We start from the raw sequence: 12,807 nt of genomic DNA, 5'->3' as shown, positions 1-12,807 counted from the left end.
TCAGCACTGATAAGGCGTGGTTGATAAATGAACTTTCAGTCAGAAAAACCAAAAGCATCGGGGGTGCACAAAACAAAACCTATTTTATTAAACTTTTGTTTTTTGAATGGTCAGCAGGTCAGTGGCGCTATTAGCAGGCATCGGACGGCCAAACCAGTAACCTTGACCATGTTGGCAGCCAATATCAACCAGTAGATCGCGCTGTGCTTCGGTTTCAATGCCTTCAGCAACCACACCCATATTGAGCGCTTCTGCCAGCATCAAAATTGCTTTGACAATAGCGTACTGTGTATTATCAGATACGATTTTAGAAACAAAACTTCTATCTACTTTTATAAAATCAAAAGCATAGTCTTGTAAATAGCTCAAAGACGCGTAACCTGTGCCAAAGTCGTCCAGTGCCAAATGCACACCTAAGTTTTTAAGATTGAGCAGTTGCTGTTTGACATGATTGTGACGCAACATGAGTGACGATTCGGTCATTTCAATATGCAGTTGCTCAGGTTGCATGTCATATTTGTCAAACAATCCGCAGACAAACGTGAAGAATTTAGGATGGCTAAATTCGGCAGCATCCGCGTTGATACAGATGTGCTGCGAGAAGCCCATCATTTGCCATGAGTGCAGCTGCTGCGCGATCTGATGCGCCATTTGACAAAACAATTCAAACGACAGTTTGTGGCGGATAATGGCATCAATAAAAGCGGCAGGACTGAGAATACCACGCGTCGGATGACGCCAACGTACCAACGCCTCAAAGCCCACGATATGGCCCGTTTTTAGATCGACTTTTGGCTGATAATAGGGCTCAAACTGATTTTGATTGATCGCGTTTCTGAGCTCAGATTCTAGTTTTAGGCGCTCATCATTATCGACATCAAGCTGCTCACTATACCAGCATATGTCATCGCCACCTTGTTGCTTGACGTGATGCAGTGCTTTTTCAGATTTGTTCAGTAGCGTCATCATTTGGCGGCTGTCTTCTGGAAAATAGCTGACACCAGCAGACAATTGCAAGTAGATGGGGTGCTTATGGGTAACGAAGGGTCGCTCACACATTTGCATGAGCTTATCCAACTCATTGCGCACCAAATTGGCATCATCAAACTCAAATAAGAACGCAAAATCATCCGCACCAAAATGTGCAAAGCAACGTAGATTATCCATTTCGAGCTCGTTAACCCGAGTTACAAATTGTTTGATCAAATCATCAATACTCTCTTGTCCCAAGGTATTGGCAAGCGTGCGATAGCGGTCGATGCTCAGACGCACGATCACCACTTCCAGATAGCTCTCTAATAATAGCTCACTGGTTTGACTCAAAAAGACTTTGCGATTGGGCAGGCCTGTGAGCTGGTCGTAGTTGAGTAGATGCGCGACTTTTTCTTGTGTCTGTACGATGGAGGACTCATCTTTGATCATCGCCACATGATAATAATCATCACCCAACGTGATGCGGCGAAAGGTCATTTGGCAGTTCAGCGTTTGTCCATAGCGGGTGGCCATCGAAAAACTGTTTTGATAGAAGCCATGTTCGTCTAGGCGATTGGCAATGTCTTTTAGGATCATTCGTTCTTTTTCGCTTAGAAATTCTGCTGCATAAATACCAAGGGGACGTTCAATTAAAAAGGCTTTGTCATAACCAATGACCATTTCATACTGGTGATTGACCCACATGTAGCGTAGGTTGGCGTCTAAGATAAATATCGCATCTTCAAGGCGATCGCAAAGCGCAGTCAGTAATTGTTGCCGGACAGTCTCTGAAAGCGGGACAAAAGTATTCATAAGATAGGCTCACAAAAATAACGCATGGGTTAAAGGTGTGTTAACAATAATTAGGTATTGATTGACAGTCTATTTGATACCAGCGATGCTTAGTGCATTTAACGTCGCCAATGCCACCACAGGTGCCGTCTCGGTGCGTAGCACACGGTTGCCAATCTGCCATGGCAAAAATCCAACGCGCTGCGCGTGGGTTTGCTCGTCTGGACTCAAACCACCTTCAGGCCCAATCAATAATTCAATATGTGGCATTTTTCGTGCCAACATGTCAGTCAGCTCTGGCGGTATGGCTGGTTGTCCTGTGGCGGGTACGCTCAGCATCACGCGCACATCAGGTTTTTGAGACAACATACGATAGTAATCATCTAGGCTGAACGCGGCGACCAGCGGTGAAACGGGAAGCGCGGCATCCATAGACGTATCAGCGCGATTTTGTAGCCAGTCGTTAATCGGCCTTGGTGCAATGATCAGCGGCGGTCGATTCAGTCCACATTGCTCACAGGCGGCGATAGCGACCTGTTGCCAGTGCAATAGCTTTTTGTCTACCTGTGCAGGTTTTAAAGATACCTCGCCATGATGACTGCTTAACAGCTGAATGGCGGTTACCCCAAGCTCCGTTGCCTTCTGAATGGCATAATCCATCCGATCACCGCGACTCATCACCAAGCCAATGGTGCTGGTCATAGCTGGGCTGCGATCACCCGATACATGCGCTAACAGTACCGCTGCTGCACTTTTCTTGCCGACTTCTGTCAGCTCTACAATATATTCGCCGCCGAAACCATCAAAAAAAACACCTTTTTCGCCAACATTTGCTCGTAAAACTCTACACCAATGATGAACGATATTTTCGGTTAAAACAACACGCTCACCAATATTTATTGCTGATAATGGTAAAATAGTGTCATTACCGCTAGTATTTGGCGCTTCAGTGGGGTAAAAAAAACGTCGCACGATGTAGATGACCTCGTCTGTCAGGATGAATGGTTGTCACAATAGATGACTATGAAAAAAGTATGAATGATACTGCTATGTTTGTATTTTGACAATAATATGAAATAACCACAGCAGCACAGAGGGAAATAACGCTAAAAACACTACAGTAAAGCAGATAAAAATGAAAGTTATTATCAGAGAATATCGGTTTATTCTGACGATCGTGTGTCTTTTTTAGTCTATCGATGAACATATTTTAGTCATTAGACCCGTCCTAAAAACAAAAAACTGGCATTCCTAGGAATGCCAGTTTTTTACAGGATACATTGTTGATCACAAAAGGTTCAGTCTACCAACCCTAAAGCTTCGACTAGACGCTTGTTGGGTTCGACCCTATTCATGCTATAAAAGTGCATGGCAGGCACGCCCTCAGCAATCAAGCGATCACATAAGCGGTAGACAACCTCAAACCCAAACTCTCGAATGGCACGGCGATCATCGCCAAAGTCAGCAAGCTGTTTGCGCACATAACGCGGAATGTCAGCGCCGCAGCTGTCGGCAAAGCGTACCAGACTGCTAGAATTGGTAATCGGCATAATGCCTGCGACTAAGGGCTTGGTGGTCATATCGATACCGCGCTTTTCCAGCGCGTCACGCAAATACAGATAGCTGTCTGCATTATAAAAAAACTGCGTGATGGCTGTATCAGCGCCTGCATGGTATTTATTGACCAAATTGTCAATATCAAAGGCAAAATTGCGTGCCTGCGGGTGCATTTCAGGGTAGGCGGCTACCTCAATATGAAAATGATCACCTGTCTGTTCACGGATGAACTTGACCAAGTCAAGGGCAAAAGGCAACTGCCCCATACCAACCTGACCTGATGGCAAATCACCGCGCAGCGCGACCAAGCGCTTGATTCCCAGTGCTTTGTAGTGATCGAGCAGCTCTGAGATTTCTGCCTTATCATCACCAATACAAGAGATGTGCGGCGCAATGTCTGTCTCACCGCGTATACGCAGTGCTTCGACAATGCTTAGAGTACGGCTACGCGTTGAGCCGCCCGCCCCATAAGTCACTGAAAAATAAGCGGGTGCCAGTTTGTTCAGTTCGTCATAGGTTCCCAATAGCTTTTCGTGTCCTTGTTCTGACTTAGCAGGGAAAAACTCAAAAGAAAAAGCGGGCTTACTCACGATCACACTCCTTGTGTTGTACCAATGATTTAGTACTTGTACTCGTTAGGCTTAAATGGCCCCTCAACAGGCACGCCTAGATAGTCGGCTTGTTCTGAGGTCAATTTAGTCAGTGTACCATTAAAACCAGCAACCATGGCAGCTGCCACTTCTTCATCCAACTTTTTCGGCAAGACTTTGACATATAAGCTGTCAAAACGCTCATCAGTTGGCAGCTGGGCAAATTTTTGCTCGAACAAATACATTTGCGCCAAAACTTGGTTGGCAAATGAGCCATCCATAACACGTGACGGATGACCTGTGGCGTTACCAAGGTTCACAAGGCGACCCTCAGCCAGCAAGATGAGGTAATCATTGTCATCGTCTGAGCGATACACTTGATGTACTTGTGGTTTGATTTCAGACCAGCGCCAGTTGTCGCGCATAAACTGGGTGTCGATTTCGGTGTCAAAGTGACCAATGTTACAAACCACTGCGCCAGACTTTAGCGCTGCCAGCATGTTTTTGTCACACACATGGTAGTTACCCGTAGTGGTGACGATCAAGTCGGTGTCTTCGAGCAGGCGGGTGTTGATGTTATCTGCACCGCCAGTGTTGTCACCATCGATGTAAGGAGACAGCACTTCATAGCCGTCCATACAAGCCTGCATGGCACAAATAGGGTCAACTTCTGAAACACGGACGATCATGCCTTCTTGACGTAGGCTCTGTGCTGAGCCTTTACCCACATCGCCGTAACCGATAACGAGGGCGCGGCGACCTGCCAAGAACATGTCGGTTGCGCGCTTGATGGCATCGTTTAAGCTGTGGCGGCAGCCGTATTTATTGTCATTTTTTGATTTAGTAACCGCGTCATTGACATTGATGGCAGGTACTTTGAGCGTGCCCTTATTCAACATGTCAACCAAGCGGTGCACGCCCGTGGTGGTTTCCTCTGAGATACCGTGGATGCTGTCGAGCATTTCTGGGTAGCTGTCATGGATCAGCGCGGTCAAATCACCGCCGTCATCCAAAATCAAATTGGCATACCAAAGCTCGTCTGACTCTTCACCGCCCACGTGTACTTGCTGACGCAGGCACCATTCGTACTCTTCTTCAGTCTCGCCTTTCCATGCATAAACAGGGATACCAGCGGCGGCAATGGCTGCGGCGGCGTGATCTTGAGTTGAAAAGATATTGCAAGAAGTCCAGCGTACATCAGCACCGAGCGCAACCAAGGTTTCGATCAATACGGCTGTCTGGATGGTCATGTGGATACAGCCGACGATTTTGGCGCCTTTGAGCGGCTGCTCGTCTTGATAACGACGGCGCAGACCCATTAGGGCTGGCATTTCGGCTTCGGCTAAAGTGATTTCACGGCGGCCATAGTCGGCAAGACTGATGTCTGCAACTTTATAGTCAGTGAAAGTGGGATCGATGGTATGGGCAGATGGGGTCGTAGACACTGCGTCCATAATATGCTCCTATCAGTGGTTAACGTATGATAAAAAGAATAAAAACGCAGGTGCCGTTGTTTTGCAAAAGAAGGCATCAAACCATCTGTGCTACCGAGCCTGACATAGAGAAATACGCTATGACGCAACACCTCTCGGCGCGGTTATTGTAATCGATAGTGCGCGCTTTGTCACCTACGCAAAAAAGGCCACCCGTAGGCGACCTTTTGGTTTATATATCGTTTGACAGTTGGTTTTGGCGGTCACTATCCACCGTCCGTATTTAGTACCAGTTGTATGTCAATGAGGTAAAGAAGTTGGTGCCATCGGTGTTATAGCCTGGAACGGTAACGTATTTTTCATTGGTTAAGTTGTTGAGACGTGCGCTCATAGAGAGGTTGTCTGACAGCTCGTAGTTACCGCTGATGTTTAGTAAGCCGTAATGCTCAACTTTTTGGATATCAGTGTTGGTGAGGTTGCCATAATAATTACCAACATATTCATATTCAGCGTGTACCTCTAGACTAGGTAGACGGTAGCCGACATACACCAAACCTTTGTGTTCAGGGCGAATGGGTAAGAAATTGCCATCGTTACTGCCGCCGCTGTTGTCTTTGGCTTGTTGGTAGTCATAGCTGCCACCAAACAGATAGTCATTCATTTCCCAATCAGAGGTCAATGACACACCTTCGATTTTGGCTTCGTTAATATTAATATTTTTTCTTTGGGAATTAGAATAAGCAATTAGGTTGTCCACATCATTGCGATAGCCGGTGAGGCGAGTGCTGTGATAGACGGTATTGTATTGAGCATCATACTGCGCAAATACTTCATAATTATCACTGGCTTCAGGCTTTAGATTAGGATTGCTTGAGTTTGGGTAATACAACTCATTAAAAACTGGTGCGCGGAAACCTTTGGCATAATTTGCACCAATGCGGAAATCTGGGCTGAGATGTATCGCGCCGCCTAGATTATAGGTGGTTTCATCATCATATTGTGAGTTATCATCATAGCGCACATTGACTTGGCCATCGAAGCGATCATTGGCAACCACATAGCCGGCAAAGGCACTTTTTACGTTACGGCTGTCTACGTCGTAATTAACGGTACTATCAATATCTTGTTCTAAATATTCTAGACCGTAGACACCTTGTCCCATGGCCAGCTTATTTTTACCGACTAAGGTGAATTGGTCTTGGGTGGTATCAAACACACCAGGATAGCCGTCAAAAGATTCAATCTTATCTGTAGAGCGACCATATTGTAGTTTGACGGAGGCATCAGGCATATATTGCCAATCAACGTACGCTTGCATGGCACCGTTTTCTTGATCTGAATAGACGTTGTCGATTGCACCGTTGTCATACTCGGTGGTTGATTTACTGTAGAGGCCGCTGGTACCCATCAGTAATTGGTCGCCAAAGCGATGATTTAGTGCGAAGCTAAAGTTGTCAGACTCAAAGCCATCATTGTCTTTATGGTACAAAGAATAACCTTGAACAGCATCAGCATTAGGTAATGTGGCATTGATGCCTTTGGTTTCGTTATGGCTGGCACCAAGACTAAACGTTGTACCTTGACCGTTGGTGACTTGTGCATTGGCGCCATAGGTATAATGGTCGTGTGAGCCAGCCCCTGCGGTCACAGAAAAATTGTTGTTGTAGACGTTACTGCCTTTGGTAAAGATTTGAATCACGCCGCCCATGGCATCTGAGCCATAAATACTCGAGCCTGACGCGCCGTACAACACTTCAATACGCTCGATTTGTTCGGCTGGCAGCAAATTCAGTGCTGCGCCGCCTGTGCTGATGGAACTGTAACGTATACCATCAATCAAAACCAAAATTTGCTTGTTATCATAACCGCGCATATAAAAGTTGGACACCGTGCCCAAGCTGCCATTTTTCTTAAACGTTACCCCCGGCTGACGTTGTAGGACATCAAGAGCGCTTTGACCCTGATAACGCTTGAGCTCTTCTTCATCAATCACACGAGTTTGGGCAATGGCATTGCTGATTTTGGTAGGGGTGCGGGTGGCAGTGACCACGATGGTATCCAGCTCAACGTGAGGCATCTCGTTATTATTGTTAGCCTCTGCTGCGTGTGCAGTCGCATTGACGGCCAGTATACCAAGGGCGCTGAGTACACACAGACGCAGATAAGGTGTAGAAGACAAAGGTGATAAAGCCATAATCAGTTCCAAAATGAGAAGATAACCGTACGAAAGCGACACTGATGCGTTACAAAAACAAGGTGACGCATCAAACTGCACTCATTATCTACAAAGTGTAACTATTTATAAACCAATTTAAACTAATGTTTCTTCACAGTAAGCTGAATACATTTCATGACTGATATATGGCCGCGTTTATCAATATTTATGTCAGCGTTATGCCTTCTGCCAGCGCTATATTGCCAAAAGCAAAGATTGTTGTGTCTGGTAGTTTTTATTCTCAGCCGAATGGCTTAAGATGCAAGGTAATATTTTAGGTCGATTTGGTTAAGAGGTTTGTTTTGTCTATTGAGCGTTGTCTAGGTGCCCTCGCATCTGTCTGTATCAAAGCGCCGCTTCGGGTGGTATCACTGTTGTTGCTGTCGCTAAGTCTAATGCTGCCAGCAGTGAGCCTAGCAGCAGAGGGCGGGATGCTTGGCTTAGGGGATAGTGGTAGTGAGGCGACAAGTGCTGAGAGCGGGAGTACCGCGCCAGACCCATTTGGCCGAGACACGCCGCGCCAGACTATACAAGGTTTTATTAGCGCGCTTGGTGATAATGACTATTTGCTGGCAAGTAATTATTTAAATTTGTCCAAAGCGGACAACCCTGCCACCGTAGTCAGACAATTTAAGCAGGCACTGGATGCTGGTGGCCGCTTTCAGACAGATTTGCAGTTGAGTAATGTTCCTGAAGGGAATTTGGCCGATCAACTGCCGCCCAGCCAAGAAAAGGTCGGTGAGATCAATATCGGTGATAAAAATATCTCGTTGCTACTTGAGCGCGTGGTGGCCAGAAATGGCGCGCAGTACTGGCAATTTTCTAAAGAAACGCTGACGCCGCTTGCGGATGTGATTCAAAATACTGAACCAACTTTGGTATCCCGTTATACCGCCGAATCTTTACAAGACAAAAAAGTATTTGGTTATCAGTTGACAGATTTGATCGCCACTATTGTCATCATTATTGGTAGTTTTATACTGACCTATGTGGCGGTATGGTTGTGGTATCACCTGATGAAGCTGGTATATCCACGTTTGCGTGGTAACCAACTACCACTGCCAAGCCGAGTGATTTTACCGCTGGCGGTGGTCATTATGGCCTTGATACTGTCAGAGGTGATGGTCTATGCAGGGGTGACAGTGATCCTGCGTGAGCCTGTCAATCGCTTCACTGAGATTGCCTCTTGGCTGGCAATGACGTGGTTGTTGCTGCGCGTGATAGATGCCATCTTTAGCCGCGCTGAAAACCTAAGCTATCGACGAAACCATATTGAGCGTGTGTCTATCTTAGGCCTGCTGCGAAAAGTCGTTAAAGCGTTATTGTTGATATTTGCTGTCATTGTCATATTTGGCAATTTGGGCTTTGATTTGACCACAGGTATTGCCGCTTTAGGTGTGGGTGGTTTGGCCTTAGCCCTTGGTGCCCAAAAGACCATCGAAAATCTCGTCGGTAGTGTGGTGGTGGTCGCAGACTCGCCAGTACGTATCGGCGATTATTGTAAGTTTGGCACGTATGAGGGTACGGTTGTGGATATTGGTATCCGCTCATCACGTGTGCGTACCTTATCACGGACGATTGTGACGGTACCTAATGGCGATTTTTCATCAATGCAAATTGAAAACTTCACCGCTCGTGATATGTTTCAGTTTTACCACAAGTTGTATTTAAAACGCACCGCCGATATTGAGGTGGTGTTCAAAATGGTCAAGGATTTAAATACGTTTATAAGTGAGCATCGTTTGACCAACCAAGAGTGGAATCAAGTCCATATCTCAGAGCTGCGCCAAGACTGCTACGTCGTTCAGTTTCAAGCCTATCTCAATGCAGCTGACGTGATAGAGTTTTATGACAAGCAAAACGAACTGTTCGTTGATGTACTAAACAAGGTATCCAAATACAAAGTGGAGCACGCCTTACCTACGCAGCAATTGATTGTCAATCAAAATGAGATTGATCATCATCGCGAAGATACGCGAGAAGAGGCTGTCAGTGATGAAGCCGCTGAGGATAATATTGACAACCATGATGATCAAGAGGGTAATCAACCCTCAAGTCAATCTGATCATGTGACAGTGGATAGCAAGCAGGTCAGTGACGACAATAAACAAGCCAGTCATCAGGTGTACTATCAGGACAACCTTGAAGCCATTGCCAAGCGGCATTTTAAACGCCTAAAGAAAACGATGGGCTTTGGCCAACCGCAAAAAAAGCATGCAACCGTGACTGATGAACAATAGCAGCAGGCATAATAAGCAACATAAAAAAGGACGGCACGTATGCCGTCCTTTTTTGTGATTGAGTGATCACGCTATGAGTCAGCCTATTATTCGCTGTCAGTTTTAGACTTTTTGAGCAGTACCAATACCGCACCATTACCACCATCTTTTGGTGGCGCTGAACAAAAGGCCAATACTTCAGGCAATTGGCGCAACCAGCCGTTCACACAGGTTTTCAAAATTGCTTCGCTGCCTTTGCCATGCACGATTTTAACGACAGTTTCATTGTTGTTCTTGGCTTGTACCAGCAACTGAGTCATTGCCGCGCGTGCCTCTTCGATCGTGCAGCCATGAATATCGACTGCGTCATACCAGCGCAGTTTACCTTGCTTGAGTTGCGTGAAAATTTTGTTTTGTAGCGTTGGCTGCTTGTATGATAAGACAGCTTCACCCGCGACAGGGTTAAGTAGCGCTTTCATATCAGATAAGCCTGCGCTTAGGTCGCCATCAGCATTGCCTTGCGCAGCGGCGCGTTTTGAGAGTGTGGTCGCATCAGGTTTGCTTGATTTGCCAGCATTTTGTTGTGTGCGAACGTTTTTATCTTCTAACGGATTAACGCCATGCATGGCTTGCATAAACAGCACTTTGTCATCATCGACATGTTCACTATCCAAGCGTTTGACTGCTTTTTTGACTTGCTTTTGGGTTGGTAGTGCGACAGGATCGGTAGGCTTTTGGTGCTCACCGTCAGTGGCTGTGGTGTCACGACCTTTGGAGAGTTGACCTTTTAGCTCTTTGAGTTGGTCTTGCATTTCTTTTGAAAATAGAGAATTTGCCATAGAAGTTAACGTATCTGATTAATGAGTGGATAAGGTAAAAAAACGGATGGATCTGATTGTCTGATAGACCGTAACGCCATACTTTACGCGCTCGTCGAGACGCTCGCAAGTACCGATTGTAACGCTTGACCAGGGTGGTCGGTCTTCATAAATTGCTCACCGATCAAGAAATGACGGATCTGATGATCCAGCATTAAGCGAATGTCATCACTACCATGAATGCCGCTTTCGGTAACGATCAGTGGCTTGGTTACATCAGTATCGCTGGTACGCTCGATATCTTCGCCCAGTGCTTGCAATAAGTGCTGCTGCAAATCTAGTGTCGTCTGCAAATCGACGTCAAAGGTGTTAAGGTTACGGTTGTTGACACCATAAATATTGTGCGCTGAACGCGGCAGTTGTAGAGCACGTTCAAGCTCAGAGTCGGTATGGATTTCGATCAGTACATCCATGCCAAGCTCGGTGCTTAGGGCGTGCAAGGTGCGTACTTGAACATCATCCAAACATGCCATAATCAAAAGCACGCAGTCGGCGCCCAGCAGATACGATTGATAAATCTGATAGACATCAATCATAAAATCTTTGCGTAAAACTGGTAGGGTACAGTTGGCACGCGCCTGTTTGAGATAGTCATCATCGCCCTGAAAATAATCACGATCGGTCAATACCGACAGACAGCAGGCGCCTGCCGCTTGGTATTGCTGTGCAAAAGTGATGGGGTCAAAGTTATGGTTAATGACGCCTTTAGAGGGTGAGGCTTTTTTGATTTCAGCGATGACGCCAATATCAGCGCCGCGCAGTGCTTCAGCAAAGCCGCGGCGTGGGTGCTGGTTGGCCTGTACTTGGGCTTTGAGCTCGGCAAGCGGTAATATGGACCGTGCCGCTTCAACTTCTTGCTGCTTGGTTGCCACAATACGCTGTAATACAGAGGGAATAGCCGCGTTTGCTTGGGTAGTCGTGGTCATGGTGGTGCCTTCATTGGGTCGGAGTAAGTCAACAGTGGGCTAGGCCGTGGTCACTAGCGTTTGTGTATAGTCGGCCAGTGTTTCAAGCTTGGCTAACGCCTCACCGTTGTTGATGACCGTTTGCGCACGTTTGACACCATCTGCATAAGTGGTGGTCACACCAGAGGTATAGATGGCTGCGCCTGCATTGAGTGCGATCATATCACGTGCTTTGAGTACGGCGTGGTCAGTGGTTTTTGTACCAGCCAGCGCTTGGCGTATCAGCTCAAGGCTATCACTCGGTGAGCTGACATCGAGTCCGAACAAGCTTTGCGATTCGATCCCCGCATCTTCGGGGTTCAGCTGATAGACAGTGACCGAGCCGTCTTTGAGCTCAGCGACCGTGGTTGACGTGGCAAGGCTGATTTCATCAAGACCATCTTTTGCTCCGACTACCATCACATGGCGTGCCCCAAGGTTTTGCATCACCTTAGCCAGTGGTTCACACAGCTCAGCGGTAAAGACACCAATGACCAGATTTGGAGTGCTGGCAGGGTTGGTCAACGGCCCCAAAATATTAAAAATCGTGCGTGCTTTGAGCTCGCGGCGGATGGGATTGGCGTGTCGCATAGCGCTGTGATGGTTGGGCGCAAACAAAAAGCCCACGCCTTGATTTTCAATACACATCCGCGCTTGATCTGGCGTCAACCCAAGACTGATGCCCGCTTGCTCAAGTAAGTCTGAGCTGCCAGATTTGGTGGAGACGCCGCGATTGCCATGCTTGGCGACTTGCGCACCGCCAGCAGCGGCGACAAAAGCGGACGCGGTGGAGACATTAAACAAGTTGGCACCGTCACCGCCTGTACCGACGATATCCACCAAATGCGGGCAATCTGTTGGTTCAATCTTATCGGCCAATTCACGCATGGCGCTTGCTGCCGCTGTGATCTCATCGATAGATTCGCCTTTCATGCGCAGGCCAGTCAATACCGCCCCCATCAGCGCATCGCTACATCGGCCTTGCATAATGATTAGCATCACTTGACGCATCTCATCAAAGGTCAGATCAATATGTTGAAAAATTCTGCCCAGCGCTGTGGTGAGTAATTTATGTATGTCGTCATCAGACATCTGGGTAATGTGTTCTGGTGTGAGGGCGTCCTCTGCTGTTGCTGTACTCATTATGGTCTCGCTTCAGTTATTTTATCTATGTGATTTCATTGTTATATAGGATGCTGTCAAATAC

9 protein-coding genes are annotated in these 12,807 nt (G+C 46.8%); 1 reads left to right on the top strand and 8 read right to left on the bottom strand.

Translation table 11 applies throughout. The features are described 5' to 3' along the window. Positions 1-87: 87 nt before the first annotated feature. The 5 genes from ACFI32_RS04035 to ACFI32_RS04015 all read right to left on the bottom strand — a co-directional run bounded on the left by ACFI32_RS04035 (position 88) and on the right by ACFI32_RS04015 (position 7,538). Positions 88-1,785 carry a putative bifunctional diguanylate cyclase/phosphodiesterase gene (locus ACFI32_RS04035; RefSeq protein WP_462625217.1) on the bottom strand — a complete coding sequence of 566 codons (1,698 nt, stop codon included), beginning with the start codon at positions 1,783-1,785 and terminating at the stop codon, positions 88-90. Between the two features lie 69 nt (positions 1,786-1,854). After that, positions 1,855-2,736, bottom strand: coding sequence for a 16S rRNA (uracil(1498)-N(3))-methyltransferase (locus tag ACFI32_RS04030; protein ID WP_462625216.1), 882 nt, complete (start codon positions 2,734-2,736; stop codon positions 1,855-1,857). 326 nt (positions 2,737-3,062) lie between these two features. Then, the gene (locus tag ACFI32_RS04025) at positions 3,063-3,914 is read right to left on the bottom strand and encodes a methylenetetrahydrofolate reductase (protein WP_462625311.1); all 852 of its coding nucleotides are present in this window, start codon (positions 3,912-3,914) and stop codon (positions 3,063-3,065) included. Positions 3,915-3,940: 26 nt separating this feature from the next. Next, on the bottom strand, positions 3,941-5,365 hold the full coding sequence (ahcY, locus tag ACFI32_RS04020) for an adenosylhomocysteinase (protein WP_462625215.1): 1,425 nt from the start codon (positions 5,363-5,365) through the stop codon (positions 3,941-3,943). A gap of 262 nt (positions 5,366-5,627) precedes the next feature. Beyond that, positions 5,628-7,538: a TonB-dependent receptor domain-containing protein gene (locus ACFI32_RS04015; RefSeq protein ID WP_462625214.1), complete on the bottom strand. Its 1,911-nt coding sequence runs from the start codon at positions 7,536-7,538 to the stop codon at positions 5,628-5,630. 323 nt (positions 7,539-7,861) lie between these two features. Here ACFI32_RS04015 and ACFI32_RS04010 point away from each other — a divergent pair, with 323 nt between their 5' ends. Beyond that, positions 7,862-9,799, top strand: a complete 1,938-nt coding sequence (locus tag ACFI32_RS04010) for a mechanosensitive ion channel family protein (protein WP_462625213.1) — start codon at positions 7,862-7,864, stop codon at positions 9,797-9,799. A gap of 86 nt (positions 9,800-9,885) precedes the next feature. On the opposite strand, the gene ACFI32_RS04005 is transcribed toward ACFI32_RS04010, so the two are convergent. The 3 genes from ACFI32_RS04005 to trpD all read right to left on the bottom strand — a co-directional run bounded on the left by ACFI32_RS04005 (position 9,886) and on the right by trpD (position 12,743). Continuing rightward, a complete protein-coding gene (locus tag ACFI32_RS04005; RefSeq protein WP_462625212.1) occupies positions 9,886-10,617 on the bottom strand; it encodes a Smr/MutS family protein in 732 nt (243 codons plus the stop codon). Positions 10,618-10,700: 83 nt separating this feature from the next. After that, the gene (trpC, locus tag ACFI32_RS04000) at positions 10,701-11,582 is read right to left on the bottom strand and encodes an indole-3-glycerol phosphate synthase TrpC (RefSeq protein WP_462625211.1); all 882 of its coding nucleotides are present in this window, start codon (positions 11,580-11,582) and stop codon (positions 10,701-10,703) included. A 39-nt stretch (positions 11,583-11,621) separates the two neighbouring features. Next, a complete protein-coding gene (gene trpD, locus ACFI32_RS03995) occupies positions 11,622-12,743 on the bottom strand; it encodes an anthranilate phosphoribosyltransferase (RefSeq protein WP_462625210.1) in 1,122 nt (373 codons plus the stop codon). Positions 12,744-12,807 lie beyond the last annotated feature (64 nt).

It is taken from the genome of Psychrobacter sp. PSi21, assembly GCF_054960615.1.
The sequence above is the reverse complement of the archived record's forward strand: the minus strand, read 5'-3'. Positions and strand labels throughout refer to the sequence as shown.